21 protein-coding genes, 1 tRNA gene and 2 other annotated features are annotated in these 23,021 nt (G+C 37.3%); of the genes, 3 read left to right on the top strand and 19 right to left on the bottom strand.

The window, feature by feature from the left end; genetic code table 11:
* Positions 1 to 174 precede the first annotated feature (174 nt).
* The 16 genes from ACFO3L_RS04445 to gnd all read right to left on the bottom strand — a co-directional run bounded on the left by ACFO3L_RS04445 (position 175) and on the right by gnd (position 16,188).
* On the bottom strand, positions 175 to 561 hold the full coding sequence (locus ACFO3L_RS04445) for a DUF956 family protein (protein ID WP_379964258.1): 387 nt from the start codon (positions 559 to 561) through the stop codon (positions 175 to 177).
* Between the two features lie 59 nt (positions 562 to 620).
* On the bottom strand, positions 621 to 1,532 hold the full coding sequence (locus ACFO3L_RS04440) for a PTS system mannose/fructose/sorbose family transporter subunit IID (protein WP_379964256.1): 912 nt from the start codon (positions 1,530 to 1,532) through the stop codon (positions 621 to 623).
* Between the two features lie 25 nt (positions 1,533 to 1,557).
* Positions 1,558 to 2,367, bottom strand: coding sequence for a PTS mannose/fructose/sorbose transporter subunit IIC (locus ACFO3L_RS04435; protein ID WP_379964254.1), 810 nt, complete (start codon positions 2,365 to 2,367; stop codon positions 1,558 to 1,560).
* 25 nt (positions 2,368 to 2,392) lie between these two features.
* Positions 2,393 to 3,376, bottom strand: a complete 984-nt coding sequence (locus tag ACFO3L_RS04430) for a mannose/fructose/sorbose PTS transporter subunit IIA (RefSeq protein ID WP_379964252.1) — start codon at positions 3,374 to 3,376, stop codon at positions 2,393 to 2,395.
* 33 nt (positions 3,377 to 3,409) lie between these two features.
* Entirely contained in the window at positions 3,410 to 3,895 is a 486-nt protein-coding gene (locus ACFO3L_RS04425) for a mannose/fructose/sorbose PTS transporter subunit IIB (protein ID WP_379964250.1), read from the bottom strand.
* Between the two features lie 166 nt (positions 3,896 to 4,061).
* On the bottom strand, positions 4,062 to 6,857 hold the full coding sequence (locus ACFO3L_RS04420) for a sigma 54-interacting transcriptional regulator (protein ID WP_379964248.1): 2,796 nt from the start codon (positions 6,855 to 6,857) through the stop codon (positions 4,062 to 4,064).
* Between the two features lie 187 nt (positions 6,858 to 7,044).
* Entirely contained in the window at positions 7,045 to 7,338 is a 294-nt protein-coding gene (gene rpmA / locus ACFO3L_RS04415) for a 50S ribosomal protein L27 (RefSeq protein WP_379964246.1), read from the bottom strand.
* Positions 7,339 to 7,350: 12 nt separating this feature from the next.
* Positions 7,351 to 7,701, bottom strand: coding sequence for a ribosomal-processing cysteine protease Prp (locus ACFO3L_RS04410; RefSeq protein WP_379964244.1), 351 nt, complete (start codon positions 7,699 to 7,701; stop codon positions 7,351 to 7,353).
* Positions 7,702 to 7,725: 24 nt separating this feature from the next.
* On the bottom strand, positions 7,726 to 8,034 hold the full coding sequence (rplU, locus tag ACFO3L_RS04405) for a 50S ribosomal protein L21 (protein ID WP_188367677.1): 309 nt from the start codon (positions 8,032 to 8,034) through the stop codon (positions 7,726 to 7,728).
* 20 nt (positions 8,035 to 8,054) lie between these two features.
* Positions 8,055 to 8,125, bottom strand: a sequence feature (ribosomal protein L21 leader region).
* Between the two features lie 96 nt (positions 8,126 to 8,221).
* Positions 8,222 to 8,809, bottom strand: a complete 588-nt coding sequence (gene leuD / locus ACFO3L_RS04400) for a 3-isopropylmalate dehydratase small subunit (RefSeq protein WP_379964242.1) — start codon at positions 8,807 to 8,809, stop codon at positions 8,222 to 8,224.
* A 1-nt stretch (position 8,810) separates the two neighbouring features.
* Positions 8,811 to 10,193 carry a 3-isopropylmalate dehydratase large subunit gene (gene leuC, locus ACFO3L_RS04395; RefSeq protein ID WP_379964240.1) on the bottom strand — a complete coding sequence of 461 codons (1,383 nt, stop codon included), beginning with the start codon at positions 10,191 to 10,193 and terminating at the stop codon, positions 8,811 to 8,813.
* 13 nt (positions 10,194 to 10,206) lie between these two features.
* On the bottom strand, positions 10,207 to 11,250 hold the full coding sequence (gene leuB / locus ACFO3L_RS04390; protein WP_379964238.1) for a 3-isopropylmalate dehydrogenase: 1,044 nt from the start codon (positions 11,248 to 11,250) through the stop codon (positions 10,207 to 10,209).
* Positions 11,251 to 12,771, bottom strand: a complete 1,521-nt coding sequence (locus ACFO3L_RS04385) for a 2-isopropylmalate synthase (protein WP_379964236.1) — start codon at positions 12,769 to 12,771, stop codon at positions 11,251 to 11,253. It abuts the gene before it with no gap.
* Positions 12,772 to 13,141: 370 nt separating this feature from the next.
* Positions 13,142 to 13,621 (bottom strand): helix-turn-helix domain-containing protein, encoded by a 480-nt coding sequence (locus ACFO3L_RS04380; RefSeq protein WP_379964234.1) that lies wholly within the window; start codon positions 13,619 to 13,621, stop codon positions 13,142 to 13,144.
* Positions 13,622 to 13,851: 230 nt separating this feature from the next.
* Positions 13,852 to 15,273: a gluconokinase gene (locus ACFO3L_RS04375; RefSeq protein WP_379964232.1), complete on the bottom strand. Its 1,422-nt coding sequence runs from the start codon at positions 15,271 to 15,273 to the stop codon at positions 13,852 to 13,854.
* A gap of 3 nt (positions 15,274 to 15,276) precedes the next feature.
* Positions 15,277 to 16,188: a phosphogluconate dehydrogenase (NAD(+)-dependent, decarboxylating) gene (gene gnd, locus ACFO3L_RS04370; RefSeq protein ID WP_379964230.1), complete on the bottom strand. Its 912-nt coding sequence runs from the start codon at positions 16,186 to 16,188 to the stop codon at positions 15,277 to 15,279.
* Between the two features lie 630 nt (positions 16,189 to 16,818).
* Here gnd and ACFO3L_RS04365 point away from each other — a divergent pair.
* Both ACFO3L_RS04365 and ACFO3L_RS04360 read left to right on the top strand, forming a co-directional pair.
* Complete coding sequence (locus tag ACFO3L_RS04365) at positions 16,819 to 17,292, top strand: RNA polymerase sigma factor (RefSeq protein WP_379964228.1); 474 nt, start codon at positions 16,819 to 16,821, stop codon at positions 17,290 to 17,292.
* A 1-nt stretch (position 17,293) separates the two neighbouring features.
* Positions 17,294 to 18,010 (top strand): hypothetical protein, encoded by a 717-nt coding sequence (locus ACFO3L_RS04360; protein WP_379964226.1) that lies wholly within the window; start codon positions 17,294 to 17,296, stop codon positions 18,008 to 18,010.
* Positions 18,011 to 18,228: 218 nt separating this feature from the next.
* On the opposite strand, the gene ACFO3L_RS04355 is transcribed toward ACFO3L_RS04360, so the two are convergent.
* A tRNA-Arg gene (locus ACFO3L_RS04355) sits at positions 18,229 to 18,302 on the bottom strand.
* Between the two features lie 137 nt (positions 18,303 to 18,439).
* Positions 18,440 to 19,135, bottom strand: a complete 696-nt coding sequence (locus ACFO3L_RS04350; protein ID WP_379964224.1) for an O-methyltransferase — start codon at positions 19,133 to 19,135, stop codon at positions 18,440 to 18,442.
* Positions 19,136 to 19,240: 105 nt separating this feature from the next.
* Positions 19,241 to 19,453: a binding site (T-box leader), on the top strand.
* 49 nt (positions 19,454 to 19,502) lie between these two features.
* Here ACFO3L_RS04350 and proS point away from each other — a divergent pair.
* Complete coding sequence (gene proS / locus ACFO3L_RS04345; RefSeq protein WP_379964222.1) at positions 19,503 to 20,939, top strand: proline--tRNA ligase; 1,437 nt, start codon at positions 19,503 to 19,505, stop codon at positions 20,937 to 20,939.
* Between the two features lie 260 nt (positions 20,940 to 21,199).
* On the opposite strand, the gene ACFO3L_RS04340 is transcribed toward proS, so the two are convergent.
* Positions 21,200 to 23,020 (bottom strand): FtsX-like permease family protein, encoded by a 1,821-nt coding sequence (locus tag ACFO3L_RS04340; RefSeq protein WP_379964220.1) that lies wholly within the window; start codon positions 23,018 to 23,020, stop codon positions 21,200 to 21,202.
* Position 23,021 lies beyond the last annotated feature (1 nt).

The raw sequence follows: 23,021 nt of genomic DNA, 5'->3' as shown, positions 1-23,021 counted from the left end.
CATTACACTAGCAGCAATTCACGGATGCTTGCCACCATCTTTTCTTAAATCCAGCCATTCATTAGACTTTTATACTCCTAATATTGACAAAATCTCCATTATAAGTGCTTATAAAAAGGACTGTGACATCAGCCACAGTCCTTTAACTTATACGAACATTTTCTTGATAAACTTTTAGTTTTTAAGTTTTTTCTTCGTAAAGATTGAGGCAATTCCTCGTCGCACGACTTGGAAAAAACTCAGTGAGTGAACCATTCGATCTGGATCAACGTATTGACGAATCTCCCTTAGTACTTTCTTTGGCTCCTTTGAAGAAAAAGTATATGTCCCATTTTTCTTCGTTTGAATACCGTATCTTGGTATCCATTTACCTTTAAACATCACGGATGCCACGACATAGTCGACTTCTTCCCAAGGAATTTGGATAAATTTTCGAGAATCGCGATGATTATAAAATTCAAATCCACGATCACCAACCATAATTTTTCCATAATCCGTTAGGCCTAAAAAAGAAGTCCCATCAATCACTAAGGAAACTTTTGTATTTAACGATTCAACCATCGATTGTTCACTCCTTCAAAACTCTTTTAACTAGTATATCATGTAATTGATTCGTTGTTTTATAAAATACCTACAACATGACCTAGGATACCCACTACGAATAAACCTAAGATGATTACGATTGGTGACACTTTTTTCTTCAGTAACCACATACAGAATAAGGTTAATAATAGACCGGCTAATCCAGGGATTAATTGATCTAAGTTATTTTGCAAGGTTGTTACTTTGATATCGGACAAGGCTTTCCCAGAATTAATCTCAGTAAACAAATTCTGTAATCCTCGACCTGTCATTTCAACTTTGTCCCACTCAATATAGGCACCCTCAGAAAGCTGAATCTCCGAAACTTTCGGAACGAAGGAAATATTTACCCAACGTTGAACGAGGGCCGCAAGTACGAACATCCCGAGAATCGATGCTCCTTTGGTAACATCCTGTAATAACCCACCTGATAAGTCATCGGTAATCGCAGATCCTGCTTTGTAACCAAATTCTTGTGTATACCACATGAAGCCCCAACGAATAAGATTCCAAGCCACGAAGAAAATAATTGGACCTAAAATGTTTCCACCAAGTGCCAAAGAAGCACCTAAAGCACCTAACATTGGACGAACGGTGAACCAGAAAACCGGATCTCCGACACCAGCCAACGGACCCATCATCCCAACTTTAACCCCTTGAATTGCCACGTCATCAACGGGTGCGCCATTCGCACGCTCTTCTTCTAAAGCTAATGTTACTCCGATAATTGGTGAAGCGATGTAAGGATGCGTATTAAAGAATTCCAAGTGGCGTTGTAAGGCCGCTGAGCGATCCTCTTTACTTTTATATAATTTTTTAATTGCTGGAATCATTGAAAAGGCAAAACCACCATTTTGCATACGTTCGTAGTTCCAAGATCCTTGAATAAATGTAGAACGCCATGCAACAGCGAGCCGATCTTTTTTAGTTAACTGAATTTTCTCTTCCATTATTTGATTTCCTCCTTTTTCATTTTTAGTAGTCATTTAAGATATCGCCAAGAGGATCTCCAGTGGACGAACCGCCACCATTCGAAGAACCACCCATTTTTGAAAGGTTTAAGTATAATAAAGCTAAAGCAATACCTAACGCTCCAAGTGCAATTAATGTTAATTCAGAAATCGCTGCAATCACAAACCCTAAAGCAAAGAATGGCCAAACTTCTTTAGAAGCCATCATATTAATAACTAATGCGTAACCTACTGCTACGACCATTCCACCACCAATTGCCATTCCATCTGTTAACCAAGCTGGCATTGATTCTAAGGCTGCTTGTACAGTTTGAGCTGGAATAAATAGTAATGCACCGGCTGGAATCGCAATACGAACACCTTGCATACAAATGGCTAAAACTTGTAGAACTTCAATCTTACGGAAATTTCCTTCTGCAGCTGCTTTATCCATCATGTGGACAATTGGTACAGCCAACGTACGAACAACCATTGTTAGGAATAAGCCGGCTACCGCTAAAGGAATCGCAATCGCAATCGCTGCAGGAACTCCAGCTTCACCTTGACCACCTAAAACTAAAATAATTGCTGCCGCAACCGATGCTAAAGCTGCATCCGGTGCTACGGCTGCTCCAATATTTGCCCAACCAAGTGCGATCATTTGCAATGAACCACCTAAAATAATACCTATCTCTAAGTTTCCTGTCACAAGTCCAATTAAAGTACACGCTACTAATGGTTGATGGAATTGAAATTCATCTAAGATTCCTTCCATACCTGCCAAAAACGCAACGAATACAACTAAAATAATTTGAATAATATTTAAGTCAGACATAATATACCTCCTTGTTTTCTTATAATTATGCTAATTCTCGTTTTGCTTTTTTAATCAATTCATCCATATTATCTTTAGAATCATTCGGTACTTTACGTACATCAAACGATAAGCCTTTTTCTTTCAATTTCTCAAAAGCGGCAACTTCTTCATTGCCCATTGATAATACTTTACTTACTACAACTTTACCTGTTGAGTGCGCTAAAGAACCAACGTTGACTTCTTTAATCTTTACGCCACCTTCAACGGCACGTAAAACATCTTGCGGGTTTTCAAATAATAATAACGCTCTTGTTGCACCAAAACGTGGGTCTTTTGCAACTTCAATCATTTTATCGATTGGCACCACATTCGCTTTTACCCCTGGAGGTGCAGCTTGTTCAATTAACTTGCGGCGCATTTCATCCTTAGCAACATTATCAGATACAATAATAATTCGTGTAGGATTCGTTGCTTTTGTCCAAGCAGTCGCCACTTGTCCGTGTAATAAACGAGAATCAACACGCGCTAAAACAATGTCAATCTCACCATTTCCTAAAACCGTACCTTCTGGAATACCACCTCGATGTTCCACCGCTTCTAAAACAGCAGCTACAGGCGCTTCTGGTTCCAGTTCTTCTGGTTTTACTTTCACGCCTTCTTTAGCAGTTCCAATAATCGCTGCTGCCACATCGTGTGCTTTGTCCATTGAAAGACGAGCTGCATATGCTTCAATTAACATTGGTAAATTCATACCTGAGACAATTGCCCATTTTTCTTTGTTCATTTCAAATAAACTATTTGCCTGATTGAATGGTGTTCCACCCCATAAATCAACTAGAAATAGAATTTCTGATTGATCATCAAAGGATTCAATCGCTGCTTGCATTTTTGCTTTAATATCGTCTGGTCCTTCGCTTGGTTGCAATACACAAGCTGCAACGTTTGGCTGCTCTCCAAAAATCATTGCGCCTGATTGCATTAAACCATTGGCAAATTCTCCATGACTTGCGAGGATAATACCTACCATTATCTTACCTCCTAATTTTACTAATTTTTTTGCTTACTTGTATTTTTTTAATAGATCCATTAAAAAAATTTTTCGATCAGATGGTACTTTTCGCACTTCGAGCGTTATCCCTCGATGATTGAGATATCGAAAAGCCATCACATCTGCATCATTGACGGAAACAAAATTGGTTATCATTTTTTTCCCAGTCATAAAATGCATACCGCCTATGTTGATTGTCGAGATTTTCATCCCTCCTTGAATTAACACAACAACGTCCTGTGGATTCGTAAATAAAAGCATGATCTTTTCTTCTTTAAATAATGCGCTTTGATAAATAGATAATAATTTTCCAACAGTGACCACATTTGCCTTAACTCCCGGGGGAGCCGCTTCCTGCAACATAAACTTTCGAAGAGGATCCTTTGCTACTTCATCACTAACGACAATAATTCGATTCACACCTGTTTCTTTCGTCCAAGCCGTAGCGACTTGTCCATGAATCAATCGATCATCTATCCGTGCTAACTGAATATTCAATACCTCTCCTCCTCTGTTTAATACACTATCCTCCTTCCAAGAGTTCCTATAGTAATTAGAAGCAAGTTCCGTGCCAACTTTTATTGATACACTATTGTATTTAACCTCTTTTTCGAATAAAAAACTATACACTAAAACGTTAAATCATTTTTTAGTGTATAGTTTCTTATTTTTGACCATTATCTAGCATCATTAAGATATAATATTTTTCGATTATGGGTATCTTTAGACGAAAAGGTTCTTCAATTGATACCAGTGTATTGTCTAAAAAGCTCCGTTTCTCATGTTCTAAAAAGACGGACTCTTCTTCTTTTGATCCTTCCAATGGTTGGCCAAGTAAAATTCGTTCCATCATGCTGGCTAAATGCAAAACAAAATTGATTCGAACTTTTTCGTCTTTTTCAGACGTATACCATTCTTTACATAAGGTTTCAACTAATTCCCACAATGGATCCATCACTTTAGAAGGATTTAAAAAAGTCACAGCTTCTTCCAAATAGGTTAGACAGACTTTCCTTTGTTCCTGATAACCAATATTAGGCGCTTTTTCAACAAAATCCTCACCTAATAATAACTCCATCAACAATTCAGATAAATCAGAATCTAATAATTGTTCCAATGATAAATAAGGCACCCCTATTTTCGGATCTAAAATTCCTGTTATCGCAATCAATTGATAAGTCGATTGAATTTCAGGCAACCGCTGTTGGACATCAACGACCGACTCCGTGATGACCGCAACCGAATCAATTTGATTTTCAGTCAGTGTTTTTTCAATCATTTGTTTTAAGTGTTGAGCCGTCCCCTCACCGGAAGCACAAATCGCTAAAATCACTAAAGGTAATTCTTCTATAGAGCTCTCATTCACTTCTGGTTCGAGTGTTTCTTGGAGCGTACTATAACCTGTGAATTCTTTTAACGATTCAACTAAAGTATCAAGTGTCGTTCCCAACGTTTCGGCCTTTCTAGCCGCTTCTAAAACAATCGGTGTGGTGACCATATCTAACGTGCGTAAAGGAATCCCTGTTTCTATTTTTAGTTTTTCATTAAAATTCGCTAGCGATCCCATATCAACTAATAATAAAACACCGCTCCCTCTATTCGCTTGGCTAATCTTGGTTTTGATTTTTTCATAAGCGACTTTCGGAGACATATCTAAAGGCATATCAACTGCCAAAGGTTGTTGAATTCCAAGTAACTGACGAGCGACCGCAGCCATGCTTGAAGCGGTACTGTTACCGTGAGCCGCAACAACGATCCCGACCTCTCCTTCACTTGGGTTATAACGTAGTGAAATCAATAAGGCGGCTAAATAATACTTTTCATCTTCTGGAATCTCAATACCAAAAAAATTCGCAATCATTTGGTGAATTTCGTGGGCCAATTCAAATTCAACTGGATAGTCTGCTACCATCGCCCGAATATTATTATTAATCGCTCTTGTTTCACCGATAGCAAATTTCTTTAAAAAGGCACCAATATGCAAACTCATTCCATAAATGAAGTTTTGGCGATTTTCTGTTGGAATATACGATTCAACATGACGATAAATTAAATTGGTCACTTCGATGACTTTCTCATCAACAAACTCACTTAACTTATTGGAAGTCGAAAAAGAAAAGCCATGATCGCGATAAAATGATTGCAAATGAACATTAATATCCGTGGAAATAAAATGATTAATCGCCTCTTGGTCAATCCCATCTGATTTAAGTAACGCCGCTTTATCACCAATAATGTCATACAAATTATACGGCAGTTCATATTGGTCACGATAACGACTATTGATTTGCTGATTTGGATCAACAATCATCTTTTTAGGCAAATAATTCGATAAACCCATTGATAACTCTCTACGACTAGTTAAAGTATCTAACCCCGAACGTATGCCTTCTGGTAAATCATTAATCGACAAATCAATTTGTTCGCGATGCATATGATTTAAAAAGCCACGCGCACAAACAAGTTGAACGCTTGATTTTAATTGCCCAATATTTCCAAAAGTTACACTCCCAATTAACGCTTTAATCACATCTTCTGTTAATGAGATCCGACGTTGAATTCGGCTAGCTTCTTGCGCAACCATTAAATGAATAAAATCAATTTTTTCTTGTGGACTACGCTGTTCAAAAGAGGGCAACTGAATATGAATCGGAATTCGACGTAAAAAAGTATCTAATAATGTGGAACTCGGATTTTCAGTTGTCGCTCCAATAATCCGGACATTGGCATGGTGATTTTTACCAATTTCACCTAACCGATTATAGACGCCATGGTCCATAAAATAAAAAATCATTTCTTGACCTTCTGGTGGCAAGCGATGAATTTCATCTAAAAATAAAATCCCACCATCTGCTTGATCCATTAGTCCTTCTTTTTCATGCTCAGCCCCAGTAAAAGCCCCTTCAACGTAACCAAATAAATGACTCATTAAAAGTTGCGGATTATGAGCATAGTCCGCACAGTTAAAAACGACCAATTCTTTTTCTTCTTGAATGAATTGATTTTCTTGCGCATATTGAAACATCATATGAGCAAAATACGTTTTACCAGAGCCTGTTGGACCAGTAATTAAACAATTCAAGCCTTTAGGAGGATATAAAATAGCAGCTTTCGCCTGTTCCACTGCATTTTTTAAACTGTTATGACTTCCAATTAGGTCCTCAAAAATATCGCGTTGATCATTTACAACCGCAGGTAATTCTTGTGTCTCAACTTCTTCAGGTAGTAAAGTTTGCTCAATCGCCTCTTCAACAATCATTTCCTCAATAAAATATTCGACTGGTCGTCCGTTTGTTTTTGCTAATTTGCCTTCTCGAACAAGCGCATTTAGATCTTTACTCACATTCGAGCGTTGCAAGGATAAACTTTCTGAGATTTCTTTTGTTGTGAGAGAGCGACTGTTGTCAATTAGTAATTGTTCAACAACGTACGCATAGATTAATTTCTTTCTTGTACTCAATTAAACACTCCTCTCTGTGCATTCATCCAACATACTAGCTTACTATATTCTTAATTATAACGATAAATTTTAAATATTGCTATTTTAAACTCAATCACCAAAATAAGACCATTCATTTCACAGTTATTTTTCAAAACATAAAAAAACTCGAAATCCTATCATATCAAGGATTTCGAGCAGTAAATTCTTAAGCTTCTTGAGCTACTGGGTAAACTGATACTTGTTTTTTGTCGCGGCCTTTACGTTCAAAACGTACTACGCCATCAACTTTAGCAAATAATGTATCGTCTCCACCAATTCCTACGTTCGCGCCTGGGTAAATTTTCGTACCACGTTGGCGGTAAAGGATTGATCCTCCAGTAACAGTTTGACCGTCAGCACGTTTAGCGCCTAAACGTTTTGATTGTGAGTCACGACCGTTAGATGTAGAACCTCCACCTTTTTTTGTAGCGAAGAATTGTAAATTCATTTTCATCAACATGAGATGCACCTCCTATTGTTTCGTTAGTGTTTGTACTTCGATTGAATCGCTATGTTCTGATTGGACAGATTGGAGTCCAAGCAACAAATTTTCTAATAAAATTTGTGTAATATTTGTTTGTTCTTGAGTTAGTGAATGATGGCTTGGGATTTCAACATAAAGTTGTCCGCCTTCGCTTTCATTCGACTCAATCAATGGCTTCACTCCAGCTAAAGAATCAATACCATTGACAGCACTAATTGCTAAAGCAGAAACTGCAGCACAAACGATATCACTGCCATATTCTCCTGCATTCGCATGACCAGTTAATTCAAATGATTTGATTCTTCCTGAGTCATTGCGTTTAAATAATCCCTTAATCATAATAGCTTTTCCTTACTTTTCTTATTATGCATTGATTGCATCAATAATTACTTTTGTATACGGTTGACGGTGACCTTGTTTACGGTGAGAACCTTTTTTAGGTTTGTATTTGTAAGTTACAACTTTCTTTTGTTTACCGTGTTTTTCAACAGTTCCCTCAACAGTTGCACCTGCCAATGTTGGCGCACCTACTTTAGTTGTTTCTCCACCTACTAAAATAACTTCATCAAAAGTCACTTTTTCGCCTGCTTCTACGTTTAATTTCTCAACGTAAATTGCTTGACCTAATTCAACTTTGACTTGTTTACCACCAGTTTTGATAATTGCGTACATGCTCTGAAGCACCTCCTCATATTTAGACTTAGACTCGCCATCCTAAGTGACTTTCGTACTTAATACTTATTCTGTGCGGTTGTAGTTGTGGTGCTCACAATTACAACAATCCAATTCTAGCAAAAAGATGGGCCGACGTCAATCAAATTTTATTGAAATATCCATCTTTTTTTCATAACACGCTTTTTCATTGCCAGTAACTGGGAATATTTTGCTCATAAGCAGAAATTTTTTCTTCTTCTATTAAAGTTTCGCCGATCTCATCTAAACCATTCACTAGGCGATGTTTCCACATTTGGTCAATTTCAAATGAGAAGACGTGATCGTTTGCGCGGACCATTTGGTTGACTAAATCAATTTCAATCGCTTCGTTTGCAGAACACTCCGATAACACCTTAACTTCCTCTTTAGGCAAACGAATCGGTAACAACCCATTTTTCACCGCATTCATATAGAAGATATCACTGTAACTTTCTGCAATAATTGCACGAAAACCATAATCCATTAAGGACCAAGCTGCATGTTCACGAGAAGAACCCGAACCAAAGTTATCGCCTGTGACTAAGATTGTGGCTTCTGCATACTGTGGTTCATTTAAAACAAACTCGGGATTCGGGCTACGATCGCGTAAGTAACGCCAATCATCAAATAAAAATTCACCAAATCCGGTTTTCTCAATTCTTTTTAAATATGTTTTAGGAATAATTTGATCGGTATCAATATTATCATTCATAAACGGTACGGATTTTCCTTGGTATACAGTAAAAGCTTCCATATTATATCCCCTCCTTGACAAGTTCACGGACATCCATAAATTTCCCATGAATCGCAGCCGTTGCCGCCATCGCTGGAGAGCATAAATGCGTGCGTGAATTCTTCCCTTGACGACCGACAAAATTACGATTCGAAGTTGACGCGCAATGAATAAATTCAGGAACTTTATCGGGATTCATTCCCAGACACATCGAGCAGCCTGGCTCACGCCATTCAAAACCGGCTTCTTTAAAAATTTGGTCTAAGCCAATTTTTTCGGCTGCGTGACGCACCGGTCGAGAACCCGGCACCACAATTGCCGTTACACCTTCTTTGACTTTCTGTCCTTTAACAAAACGTGCAGCTTCCTCTAAGTCAGACAAGCGTCCGTTCGTACAGGAACCTATAAAGACATATTCAATCGGAATATCAGAAGCTTGCTGTCCAGGTGTTAAATCCATATATTCATACGCTTGTTGATCATTATGATCTTGAATTTCGGGAAAAGGCATTTCGATTGAAACACCCATCTCAGGATTCGTTCCCCAAGTAATATATGGTGCTAAAGTATTCGCATCAAGCGTAAGTACTTTATCAAAGTCTGCTTCTGAATCGGTATAAAGCGTCTGCCAGTCAGCAATTGCCGCCTCAAACTGCTCGGGTGCGTATTCGCGACCTTTAATAAACTCAAACGTTTTTTCATCTGGCGCCATCATCCCAATTTTTGCGCCACCTTCAATCGACATGTTACAAATCGTCATGCGTTCTTCCATCGTTAAGCTTTGAATGGTATCCCCAAAAAATTCAACCGCGTACCCGACTCCGAAATCCACACCGTAAGTTGCAATTAAGGCCAAAATAATATCTTTGGCATAAACGCCAGGTTTTAATGCGCCAGTCACCTTAACGCCCATTTTTTTGGGTTTCTTTTGCCAAAGGGTTTGTGTCGCAAAAACGTGTTCTACTTCACTCGTTCCAATTCCAAAAGCAATCGCACCAAAGGCCCCGTGTGTTGCGGTATGCGAATCCCCACAAACAATCGTTTTTCCTGGTTGCGTTAAGCCAACCTCAGGTCCTACCATATGAACAATTCCTTGACGATCGGAACCATTATCACAAAGCGTAATATTGAATTCTTCACAGTTTGCCCGTAGTGTATCCATTTGTTTTTTTGAAACCAAATCCGTAATTGTAAAAATATCTTTCGTTGGCACGTTATGATCCATCGTCGCAAAAGTTTTATCTGGTCGACGAACTTTACGACCGGCTTCTCGTAAGCCTTCAAATGCTTGGGGCGAAGTAACCTCATGAATCATTTGCAAATCAATATAAATTAGTTGAACATCTTCCCCATGACCTGATACAACATGACGTTCCCAGACTTTATCAAACAATGTTTTCCCCATAATTACTCGCTCCTCACTTGATTCGTTTAATCACTTCTTGCGTAAAAGTACTTGTAGACGTCGTTCCACCTAAATCGCTCGTCAAAATTCCAGCTTCCATTGTATCAAAACAGGCTTTTTCAATTTTTTCTGCCATCGCTTCTAATCCGAAAGATTGACGTAACATCAAACTTGCTGACAAAATCATCGAAACAGGGTTCGCAATGTCTTGACCAGCAATATCGGGCGCCGAACCATGAATCGGTTCATAAAGCGCAATCCCACTTTCGCCATAACTCGCACTTGGTAAGACTCCTAATGTTCCAGGGAGAACGGATGCCTCATCGCTCAACACATCCCCGAACAAATTTTCTGTGACAATCACATCAAATTCTCTTGGATTTTGAATGATTTTCATCGCTGCAGAATCGACGTATTGATGCGTCAGCGTACAATCTGGAAATTCCAAAGCGATTTCTTCAGCAATTTTGCGCCACAGTTTACTTGAGGCTAAAACATTCGCTTTATCGACAGACATTACTTGTTTTTTACGTCCTTGAGCAATTGAAAAAGCTTGCCGAACAATTCGTCTGATTTCTGTTTCATTGTAATAACACGTGTCATAGGCTTCATTTTCACCTAAAAAACGAGGTTCACCGAAATAAATACCACTCGTCAACTCTCGTACAACCACAAAATCGGTTCCTCTTACGATTGACTCTTTAATCGGCGAGCGCTCAAGCAAAACTTCCGGTACTTGAATCGGACGAATATTGGCAAATAACTTTAAAGCCTTGCGTAAAGCCAGCAACCCCTGCTCTGGCGTTTTAGCTGCCTGATCCCACTTAGGGCCACCAATCGCACCTAATAAAATCGCATCCGCTGTCTGACAAGCAGCTAAAGTTTCTTCTGGTAAAGGGTCATTTTTTTGATCGATTCCTGCTCCACCAAAAGCATGTTCTTCAAAGGAAAACGTTAGGTCACTTGATTTGGTGACTTCTTTTAATACAGCAATACTACTTGCCATAATTTCTGGTCCAATACCATCACCCGCTAAAACAACAATTTTTTTCTCCAATTAACTAACCCCCTGCGCTTTCATTTGACTACTTGCTTGAATATAAGCTTTGGCTGATGCCTGTAAAACATCAAAGTCAATCCCAACACCATTCGTTTTACGTTGGCCTTTCGTATCTTCTAAAGTGACATAGACTTCGGCTTGTGCATCTTCACCGCTCGTCATCGCACTAATTTCATAACTCGTTAAAATTGGGCTTTGTTCGAAGATTTGATCAATCGCATTGTAAATCGCTTGAATACTCCCCGCACCAGTTTCTGAAGCCGTTAGCGTTTCTTGAGTTTGATTTTGGATTGAAACAATCGCTCCTTGCATGCCATTTGAAACAAATTGCAACTGTAAAGCTTCTAAGCGATGTTCTTCATTTTCTTGATGAATATCATCAATTACCAACGCCATTAAATCAATATCATTGACTTGTTTTTTCTTATCTGCCAATTTTTTAAAACTCTTAAATAATTGATCCAATCGCTCTTTTTCAAACTGATAACCTAAACTATCCATCTTAGTTGCAAAAGCATGACGCCCTGAAAGTTTACCTAAAGGCAATGAATTCGTCTGCACACCGACTAATTGCGGCGTGATGATTTCATAAGTTTCTGGATTTTTTAAAACACCATCTTGATGAATCCCAGATTCATGAGCATAAGCATTGCCGCCAATCACCGCTTTATTTTTTGGAACATGAATTCCTGATAAACGTGAAACCAAATCACTCGTCCGTTTCGTCTCATTTAAAACAATATTTGACGTCGCCTGATAAAAATCATTACGAATCTGCAAAGCGACGGCGACTTCTTCAAGCGCAGTGTTCCCGGCACGTTCACCAATTCCATTAACCGCTCCCTCCACACGATTCGCACCGTTTTCGATTGCAGCTAAAGCATTGGCTGTCGCCATACCTAAATCATCATGACAATGCGATGAAAAAGTAATTTCTGTTTCACTTTTAATATTTTTAATTAAATAGGCAAAAATTCCACCATACTCGGTCGGATTCGAGTAACCAACTGTATCCGGCACATTAATAATCGTTGCTCCTGCGTCAACCGCCGTTTGGACCGCTTCCAGTAAAAAATCACGTTGTGTTCGAGTCGCATCTTCCGGTGAGAATTGAACTTTTTCAAACCGATTGCGTGCGTAGCTGACATGTTCCTTAATAGAAGCAATGACTTGTTCACGACTCATTTTTAACTTGTCGCGCATATGAATATCACTCGTCGCCAAGAAAACGTGAATTTGTGGATCAACCGCCTCTTTTAGCGCTTCATACGTTCGATCGATATCCCCTTTTTGGCAACGGGCTAACCCAACCGTCGTTGCGGATGTTAAAACACGTGCAATTTCTTGTACTGCTTCAAAATCGCCAGGGGACGCAATCGGGAAACCAGCCTCAATTGCATCCACGCCCCACTTTTCCAATTGCAATGCGATTTGAACCTTCTCACGTGTGTTAAAATTAACCCCCGGTGTTTGCTCACCGTCTCGTAACGTCGTATCAAAAAATTGAATTTTACGCATGCTTTTTCGCTCCTTTTAAGTACCTCATTTAGTAAATTAGTATAAAAAAAGCATTCCATAAAGAATTTTTCTTTATGCAATGCGAACAGAACTCTTCTTTTAACCAGAAAAAAGAGTCCTCTATGATAATAATAATAAAAATGAATTTTCGACTTGTACGTGAACGCTAACCTTTTCTTTTCTCATTTTCATCACCTAACCAAAGTTTTCTTAAGTAAGAAGATACCGAATTAAACCAAGGAAGTCAACACTTTTGTTTAAATTTTCTGAATATTCAATACTTATCATCTGTTTTTAATAATTAATCAAAATTTTCATCATTTCACAAAAAAAGTACTTGGAGCCATAACTGGCTACAAATACTTTCTCATTATTCTTTTACTCTATACTTCACTACGAGATTTTTAAATCCGATAATTACAAATATCAGTAATCCACTAAAAATTAATAAAAAACCAATCGGTAACAGAAAAAAGTTTTCATGTAAAAACCCTTGAGCATCGATATATTCAACCGACAGACTTTTAATTACAAGACAACCAATTCCCATAAGTAATAATAGTGCGCCAATACTTATTGAAATCAGGTTCATTTTTGCTCGTCGTGTCTCACTACCATCATGAATGAGCTTTTCTGCCATATTTGTCATTTCGTTTCCTCCTAAAATTAATTCGTCTAAAGAAAGATTGAAGAGCTTAGAAATCGTCACGACCATTTCTAAGTCAGGTAAATTTTTATTATTTTCCCAATTTGAAATCGCCTGACGTGAAACATTTAACTCTTGGGCTAATTGCTCTTGAGTTAACCCTCGCTCTTTACGCAATGTTTTTAGTTGTTCATTGAAATCCATTCCTTCTCTCCTCCCTGACAAAATCGATTTTAGTTTGAGCGACCTAAAAGAACAAGCAAGCTTCTCTTACCATAGGATTTTATTCGTCGCAAGCATGCCTTGCATCACTATAATATCAAGCTTTCTGTCAACGAATACACAAATATTATCAAATTAATTATAGCGACTTCACTTAAAAAATGCATTAAAAAAAGCCAAGATACAATAACTGTAACTTAGCTTTTCCTTAATTAATTTCGTTCTTTTTGCAAGATCTGGCTAAAATGAGTAAAACTTTGTTGATAGCTAATTTCTTTTAGTGAATCAATCGGAACAACTGCTAAAGCCGTTTGATTAAAACTAGCTAACGATTCTGCAACTAGCGCGACCGCACCAAAAGCGGGCTCTGTATAATCACTTTGGACACATTCAGCACCAAAAATCGCCGCTGCCTCTTCCGCCATACCAGCTATACTAAAGAAACCACCGGATAGCGCAATGCTCACTTTTTCTTGCAGAGCAAAATCATTATAGATAACTTTTAAGTTGAATAAAATTCCTTCACAAATTGCTCGAATAAAATCTTGGCGGTTATGGCCAAGGGTTACGCCATTAAAAACACCATGGACAGACTCATCCCAAAGCGGTGCTCGTTCACCATTGATGTACGGTAAAAAGACAAGGCCTTTTGCACCAATCGGACTGTTCATGAGACAATTTGGTATTTCTTCAAAAATTCTTGCCGGTTGTTCATAAAACAATTCATTTGCCCATTCGAGTGTTCGACCACCATTATTCGATGCCCCACCAATTACCCATTGATTTTCTGCCAAATAATAACAAAACGTCCTTTGGGTTTGCGAGATTTTCCTCTCAGAAGAAATCGTACGAAGCGCTCCACTTGTTCCGACCGTCAAACTAATCTTCCGACTTGTTCCAACTAAACTCGCATAGCTCGCTAAGGTCCCATCACTGGCACCTACATATAGCTGGATTTTTGTTGGTATGTTCAATTTCTTAAGAATCTCTTGGCTAATTAAAAAAGCTGTATTTGTATCGACTGCTCGTGGCAACTGGCTTTTTCTCACTTTTAAGAAGGATAAAATTTCTTGGTCCCATTCAAACGTTAATGTATTGAACAAGCCTGTTGCTGAAGCAATAGAATAATCCACCACATATTCCCCTGTAAAAAAGTTCAACAAAAAGGATTTTAAATCGATCCATTGATCGACCGCTTCAAAAAATTCAGGTTCGCATGCTTTAAAATAAAGAAGCTTAGCAAACGGGGACATCGCATGAATCGGAGTCCCTGTCACTTCATAAAAATGCTTAGCTCGGCTTGGATGCAATACTTTAAACTCGGCAATCGTTGCTTGCGCTCGTTTATCCGACCACAAATACATTTCCCCAACTTCACCATTGATAATTGGAATTAGACTATGCATTGCCGTACTAAAGACGATTTCATCAATCAAATAGTCATTTGCAATTGCTTGAATTCCTTTCAATACTAACGCTAGAATGACTTGTGGATCTTGGGTACTATATTCATGACTCGATTCTTTCATTGGTACCAGATACTTCTTTGAACACAAAATCAAATAATCCTCTTTTGAAAATAAATTGAATTTAATCGCGGTTGTTCCAATATCAATTCCCAGAATCGACGACATGAATTACTCTCCTTTTTTGGTCATTGCATGCCCACCGAATTGGTTTCTTAGCGATGCAATCACTTTTTCACCATATTTTTCTTCATCTTTACTTGAATATCTTGTTAATAATGATTGGGTAATAACCGGTGCAGATAATTCCAAACGTAAAATTTCTTCCACCGTCCATTTTCCTTCACCAGAAGAAGCAACGACACCTTCAATATCTGTTAATTTTGCATCTTCAGAAAGTAAGTTTTCAGTCAATTCCATTAACCAACTGCGAATAACTGAACCATTATTGAAAACTTTAGCAACACGTTCTAAATCATAATCGTACTCTGAATGATGTAAAATGTTAAATCCTTCACCTATTGCTTGCATCATACCATATTCAATCCCGTTATGGATCATTTTTAAATAATGGCCACTTCCTGCTTCTCCGCAGAATAAATAGCCATTTTCCACACATAGACTGGCAAAAATCGGTTCAATTGTTTGGAATATCGCTCTTTCGCCACCAATCATCATACAAGCACCGTTTCGAGCACCTGAGACCCCACCTGAAGTCCCAACATCAAAGAAAGTAATCCCTTTAGCCGCAAATTTCTCATTATTTTTTTTACTATCTGTATATTTTGAATTTCCACCGTCGATTAAAATATCGCCTGGATTTAGTAATTCTAGACATTCGTTCATTACAGTATTTGTAATATCACCTGCTGGTAACATCAACCACACAATTTTTTGTTCTTCTTTGTCAGAAGTTCTCGCTAATAATTCTGAAACAGAATGAAAAAAGATACCACCTTTTTCTTCCAAGCTTGATGCTAAGTCCTCATTCTTATCAAAAGCTTTGACTGAGTGACCACCTTCTAACAAGTTTGCTGCGATGTTGAAGCCCATTTTACCTAATCCAACTAGATGAATTTCCACGATATATCCCCCTCGGTTTCTCTTAACGCCCTTTTACCATTTGTTATTTTTAAAAACATACTGGCGCTGACCGTTCTAAATCTAGCATAGTGTTTTTTAAGCGTCAAGATAACTTTAGGTGATATTTTTCAATTCTAATTTAAAGAAAAAACCGCGTCATTTTAGGTTTTTTCGACCTTTTTAATAATCTTAACTTTATTATTTTTTGCGTAATCAAACAAAGTCATATACCATAATCGTTTGACCTTTTTAAGTAAAAATTACATAAAATTAATTATCTTACTTTTTATTTTAAAGTATTTTTTACTCAATATTTGATTTGCTTTTATTATTAATGAAAACTAAATGAGAAAAAAATGAAATAATTTCTGTATTACACTTTTATTTTTCTGAAAACAATAAAAATGCACAGATAAAGCTCGTGCGTTTTTAGCGATTCCGTTTTATTTAACTTAAACAAATCATATCCTATTCCTTCTCTGCTGTTTCTGATTCAAGATTACTCGTTCACCAGACAACCAAGATTTGTTCGATACTTTATGCTACACTTTTATAAATAATAACTTTTTTTACTTAGTTTGTTCACTTTTTTACTTCTCACTCGTTATCTTAATGAAAGGAGGACTTCCCTTGAAACTTCGCTACGATGAATCTTACTTATTGACTATCTCTAAACGTCTGATTGGCTATTTAATCAAACGCGGCGCCACACGAAGTGATGCACAAGATATCACACAAGACACTTTGATTAAAATCTTAGAAATTGAAGACGTGATTGAGCCCGATGCATTGCAGCCATGGATGTTTCGCATTGGTTTTAATAAATACCTCGACTTGTATCGCACAACGAAAAGACGCGAGCAAATTCTCGAAGCTTTCGCTCCCACACTTTTAGCGAACAGCTCAGTCGAAAAATATGAGGATTTTTATCAAGCTTGGGGAAAACTCTCTTTCGATCAATGCATTTTATTATTAATGAAATACGATGAAAATTTATCTCTAGCCGAAATGGGCTTTCGCTTAAATCGCCCAGTTGCTAGTTTAAAGACTGAACTTTATCGCGCAAGAAAAGCATTAAAAATAGAAATGGAAAAAGGTGAATAAAATGGATAATAATCAAAACGATCAAGACCTACTCAAACTAATCAAAAAATCAAAAAGAAAGAAACGAATACAAACTATTTTTTCTCCGTTGGTTTTGATCCTACTAACTCTGACTATCAGCAGTACATTATTGTTAAACTACTTTAATATCGGCCCTTTTTCCGATAATAAAATTGCTGGCTTACCAGATAATCATCTAAGATGGAATCAAACCAATTCGGCATTTAATAATCTCATATTTAATTTGTCTAGTTCCTATGATTTTAACTATTATGGAAAGCACGTCGAACTGTGGTTTGAACATTATCAAGATGGAAAGAAAGTCAGCAGCAAACAAATCGGTCCAATTGCCTCTTATGACTCAGAGTCAAAAAAAAGTGAGATTCGTGGTTCTTTAGCTTACGGTATGGGAAATAAAACCGAAGAAGAATTTATCCTTTCCTATCATTTAGAGGTTAATGGCGCTTCTGGGACTAACCAAATCAATCTCAAAGACTACGGAATTAAGAATACAGATTTACTCTCATACACATACGGCATTTATGAAATGACTAATTCACAGACCTTTTTTTCAGAAAATACTTATAGCATCGAACCCAATACGACCTATGATATTCTTGTTATAAGAAATGATGGGATAAGTTACATGTCCACTAATCGAGAACAACAAATGAAAAATGTCCCAAATGGATTCGTTCTCTATCTGATATTTAAATAGTTTCTAGTATAAAACTTCTTAGACAATACGTAAAAAAACGATCTAAAAGGAAAGCCTAAACAATCCGATATCAGATTCAAACTTATTTTTTCCTCTATTAGATTATCAACTAATCAAGATGTTTTTTGATATTCACTGTTATCAATTATTTATTATTAAAAAAATGGCACAAATAAATTAAAAACCCTTTGAAAAATTAATTTCAAAGGGTTTAATGACGTACCAGGAGGGATTCGAACCCCCGACCGTTCGCTTAGAAGGCGAATGCTCTATCCGGCTGAGCTACTGGTACAATAGTAATTTTCGTTAGCAAATAAATTACCAACGAAAATCAGTTTATCATAGATTATGCCCTAACGCAACAAGATTTTCACTTTGTTATTTTATTATCTTTGGGTAATTCTTCTTTTTGAAAAAATCCCCAGTTCTTTAGTCTTCTTCGACAATAATCACTTCATCAGCTTCTTTAGTAATCAAAGCAACGCCATCACCTAATGGAACCAAACTTGTTGTTAAATCTGGATGGGTATTAATCACTTTTAAGAAACGCTTGAGTTTACGATGAATTGTTCTTTGGCTGCGAGGAATTTCTTCAATCGGATCGAGGACTGTTCCTGCTTGGAAAATATCGTCAACCATTAACACGCCACCTTTTTTCAAGAGACGCAGACACTCCGGTAAAAATTCGATGTACTTGGATTTTGCACTGTCCATAAAAATAAAATCATATGGACCTGTTAATGTGGGAAAAATATCTGCTGCTTGACCTTCTAATAAAGTAATTTGCTCTTCATTGCCTAAACGTTTATACGTTTCTTTCGCATGACGAATCATCACATCAAAACGGTCAATCGTTGTAACGTGCGCATCATCTCCTGCATATTGTGCCATTAGACTTGATGAAAAACCAATTGCTGTGCCAATTTCTAAGATCTTTTTCGGTTTGATTTGTCCTAATAAAAATTGCATAAAAACAACGGTTTCATGTGGGATAATTGGCACGCCACGCTCATTTGCTTCTTTTTGAATTTGTCCTAGTTCTCCTGGGACTTGCTTTTGTTCTTCCCGTAAATAAGCCACTAATTCTGGTTTTACAACGGGACGATGCATCATTTCATTTCGCATCTAGATTCCTCCAGTTCTTTCTCACTGTTTGTTATTATACGAAGTTCCGGCTTTTCTTGCAATCTAAAAAAACTTTACTTGCTTTTTTCTGAAATTCTGATTAGTATAAGGGTAGCATTTGGAATAGTAATGAAAGATATGTTCAAGAGAGTCCCTCCTTGGCTGTAAGAAGGACACCACTATTTTTTTATGAACCTACCAAAGAGAATGATTGTGAAAACAATCGGGTTAAAGCCCTTAAACTTTATTCAAGTGGAGTTAGAAATAGTCTGACTCAATCAAGGTGGTACCGCGAAATTCAAGTATTTCGTCCTTTTAATAAGAAGGATGGAGTGCTTTTTTTATTTTATTAAGGAGGATTCAATCAATGGTTGAACAAAAAAACGATTTTACCGAATGGTACTTACAAACCGTTCAAAAAGCTGAATTAATGTCTTATTCCCCTGTCCGTGGCTCGATTATTTTCCGTCCCGATGGTTTTGAATTGTGGGAACATATCCAAGAAGAATTCAATAAATTTTTACGTAGCGAAGGGATTCGTAATGCCTACTTCCCAATGTTAATTCCAAAAAGCTTCTTCATGAAAGAAGCCGATCACATCGAAGGTTTCGCCCCTGAATTACCATGGGTAACGGAAGTTGGAGATGAAAAATTAGAAGAACCGTTGGCATTACGCCCAACTTCAGAAACAATGATTGGTTCTGCTTTTTCTGATTGGATTAACTCTTACCGTGATTTACCATACGAAATTAATCAATGGGCTAACGTATTCCGTTGGGAGAAAAAAACATTACCGTTCTTACGTACGTCTGAATTTTTATGGCAAGAAGGACATACAGCTCACGTAGATGAAGAAGACGCTCGTCAACGTACATTGAATATTTTAGATGAATACGCTCGTCTATGTGAAGAATTCTTAGCCATTCCTGTTTACAAAGGTCAAAAAACACCTTCTGAGCGCTTTGCTGGAGCGGTTGATACGTATTCAATCGAAGCGATGATGCAAGATGGAAAAGCGGTTCAAGCCGGTACTTCTCATTACATGGGAACAAAATTTGCTGAAGCGTTTGATATTACTTACTTAAATAAAGAAAACAAACACGTCCATGCCCATACGACTTCTTGGGGTGTTTCAACTCGTTTACTTGGTTCATTAATTATGACGCATGGTGACGAAAACGGACTTGTCCTACCTCCAACCGTTGCTGCGCATCAAGTAGTCTTAATGCCTGTTGGTCCTTGGAAGAAAAATCCAGCCATCATGGAAAAATTAGACGAAATTTATGCTGAATTGAAAAAATTAGGGATTCGAGTACGCCTAGATGATTCTGATAATTCACCAGGTTACAAATTTAACGAGTGGGAATTAAAAGGGGCATGTATTCGTATCGAATGCGGCCCACGCGATTTAGAAAATGGTCACGTGATGTTAAAAGTTCGTGATTTAGCGGATAAAGAAAAAGTTGCCTTTGATGATTTAATCGCAACGATTCAAACACAACTCGCAGAAATGACTCCTCGTCTACTTGCTTCTGCCAAAGCACGTAATAAAGAAAACGAGCACTTCCACATCAACACACTTGATGAATTAAAAGCACATATCGAAGAGTGTAAAAAAGCAGATAAACCAACAGGATTTGTTCTAATCGGTTGGGATGGAACAGACGAAACCGAAGCTAAAATTAAAGAAGAAACAGGCTTCACAACTCGTAATATTCCATTTGAAGTCCCAATGGAAAAAGCAACCGACTTAATTACAGGCGAACCCGCAAAACATACCCTATGGATCGCCCGCGCCTATTAATCAAGGTGATTTTAGTGGCGTCTAGGAACGAATGATAAGAATAATCTCCAAGAAAATGACTCTTTCATTTTTAGTGGAAGTTAGCTTATCACCGAGTGACAGCTCTAGAAATCCCGTCTAACCAATGTGATATATGAAGCGTTTAGGGACGAGTCGCTGCTTCTTAGATCCCGTTATATCAAGGTTATTTTAATGACGTGATCAATGCCTTAAAAAAATCTCAAAGAGCCATGACTTTTGTCATAACCCTTTGAGATTTTTTATTTAGGTAAAACTATTTTACGATACAACACGACAGTCACAAAATAGTAAGCTAAGTACAAGATTGCAAATACGGCAAAAGGAATCATGATGTACGCGTAAGGCTCTGGAATGAGTAATTCAAACATCTTTAAGCCAAACAAGACATGAATCGTACCTAGTATCCCTGGAACTAAAAAGATTACAAAAATTTCTTGTGCGATTGAACGCGTTAAATCTTTTTTCTGAACCCCTATTTTATGAAGCATTTTATAGCGAGCAACATCTTGATAAGCTCCTGATAATACTTTAAACATTAAACAACTTGCAAGCATCGCTAAAAAGGCAATTCCTAGTAACATCCCCATAAAGACAAAACCACTAACAAATTGGTCAATCATCAAATAAGAACTCACCTTCGATCCAATCGTGCCTGGATCGGCAACTTGACCATTTTCAATTTGATCGATTTTTTCCAAAGTATCGATTGATTCTGTAAAGTTTTCTAATTGATACGTGTAAATTTCCTGTTTTTTCGCATCAATTTGATCAAATGTTGCTTGATCGACAATGAAATAATGAGGATTCTCTTGATAGCTAACATACGGATTTTCCAACCGTTGAAAAGCCATCATTATTTGGAAATTTAATTGACTATCTTCCTCAAATGAAAAGTGATCGCCCGCTTTTAATTTATCATAAGGCTTCAATTTTCCTTCAAAACCAAAACCTTCTTGAATCATAATTGGGGATTCTTGTAATTCACTTTCAACAAAATACTTTTGATTGTCGACTTGTTTCATCTGATAAATTTGTTGTTGCTTAATCGTTAACTTATCGACTTCCTTCAGTGACTCGGCTTTGGGATTATGAAGCAACACATCATAAGGAAATTGTTTTAACAATGCCTCTTTATAACTATTAAAGCCATTCCCGACACTAATTGCACCTAAAGAAAGAGCAAATAGCATTGCTACCATTCCTAGTACACGACTTAAAGCACTTGCTTTAAAACTCAATTGAGACAAAGTAAACATTCTTAAATTTTTATTTGAAAAGCTTTTTTGGTTTTTTAGGCGATTGACAACAAAAGGTAATAAGGCTTTAAAAAAGAAAAACGTACCAAAGGTGATGGTAAATAAGGCAATCACCAGACCTTTAAAGCCAATGGTTTCTAAATGCCATAAAGAGTAATAGCCGATTCCTAAAAGTACTAATGAAAAAAGTGTTAAAAAGAAAGTAAAATGCGGTTTCTTTTGAGACCTTTCACCGACTTCATTTTCTTTTAAAAGTACTAACAAAGGTGTTCTCGTAAACTTCATCCCATTAAAGATAGCAGCTAATAAAAATAAAATAGCAAAAAAGATAACAGTCACAAGAATTGCCAATGGTGAGAAAGCTTGGTATGAGTTACTTGTTAAGCCCATTTTAGACATTAAAGAACCCGTTGCAACTTGTCCGAAAAGCATTCCACCGATGATTCCTAAAAGGACCGATAGACTTCCTAAACTAAAAAGTTCAATCGTCATCATTTGGCGAATTTTATTTTTTTTAGCGCCCAACATCAAATACATCCCGTACTCTTTTTGACGCATCGCAAGTAAAAACGAGTTGGCATAAAATAAATAGACAATCGTAATCATTCCTAATAAAACGGCCCCTAATTGGAAAATCATCCCAATCATCGCAAGACTTGGAATCATCTCTTCTAAAAATCCTTTATTTAGTGATAATGTTTGAAAAACATAAAAAGTAGCAACGGCAATCACTAATCCCATTAGCAAAACAATATAATCCATTGCTCGCTTTTTGATGTTCATTAAAGCTAATTTGAAAGTCATT

The organism is Enterococcus eurekensis (assembly GCF_042654605.1).
Taxonomy (GTDB): Bacteria; Bacillota; Bacilli; order Lactobacillales; family Enterococcaceae; genus Enterococcus_I; species Enterococcus_I eurekensis.
This window is presented reverse-complemented; position numbering and strand designations above follow the sequence as displayed.

Coding starts and splice junctions, on each gene's coding strand:
- ACFO3L_RS04445 (WP_379964258.1), bottom strand. CDS start 561: ATGGTTGAATCGTTAAATACAAAAGTTTCCTTAGTGATTGATGGGACT.
- ACFO3L_RS04440 (WP_379964256.1), bottom strand. CDS start 1,532: ATGGAAGAGAAAATTCAGTTAACTAAAAAAGATCGGCTCGCTGTTGCA.
- ACFO3L_RS04435 (WP_379964254.1), bottom strand. CDS start 2,367: ATGTCTGACTTAAATATTATTCAAATTATTTTAGTTGTATTCGTTGCG.
- ACFO3L_RS04430 (WP_379964252.1), bottom strand. CDS start 3,376: ATGGTAGGTATTATCCTCGCAAGTCATGGAGAATTTGCCAATGGTTTA.
- rpmA (WP_379964246.1), bottom strand. CDS start 7,338: ATGTTGATGAAAATGAATTTACAATTCTTCGCTACAAAAAAAGGTGGA.
- ACFO3L_RS04410 (WP_379964244.1), bottom strand. CDS start 7,701: ATGATTAAGGGATTATTTAAACGCAATGACTCAGGAAGAATCAAATCA.
- rplU (WP_188367677.1), bottom strand. CDS start 8,034: ATGTACGCAATTATCAAAACTGGTGGTAAACAAGTCAAAGTTGAATTA.
- leuD (WP_379964242.1), bottom strand. CDS start 8,809: ATGGAAGCTTTTACTGTATACCAAGGAAAATCCGTACCGTTTATGAAT.
- leuC (WP_379964240.1), bottom strand. CDS start 10,193: ATGGGGAAAACATTGTTTGATAAAGTCTGGGAACGTCATGTTGTATCA.
- ACFO3L_RS04385 (WP_379964236.1), bottom strand. CDS start 12,771: ATGCGTAAAATTCAATTTTTTGATACGACGTTACGAGACGGTGAGCAA.
- ACFO3L_RS04380 (WP_379964234.1), bottom strand. CDS start 13,621: ATGGATTTCAATGAACAACTAAAAACATTGCGTAAAGAGCGAGGGTTA.
- ACFO3L_RS04375 (WP_379964232.1), bottom strand. CDS start 15,273: ATGTCGTCGATTCTGGGAATTGATATTGGAACAACCGCGATTAAATTC.
- ACFO3L_RS04360 (WP_379964226.1), top strand. CDS start 17,294: ATGGATAATAATCAAAACGATCAAGACCTACTCAAACTAATCAAAAAA.
- ACFO3L_RS04350 (WP_379964224.1), bottom strand. CDS start 19,135: ATGCGAAATGAAATGATGCATCGTCCCGTTGTAAAACCAGAATTAGTG.
- proS (WP_379964222.1), top strand. CDS start 19,503: ATGGTTGAACAAAAAAACGATTTTACCGAATGGTACTTACAAACCGTT.
- ACFO3L_RS04340 (WP_379964220.1), bottom strand. CDS start 23,020: ATGACTTTCAAATTAGCTTTAATGAACATCAAAAAGCGAGCAATGGAT.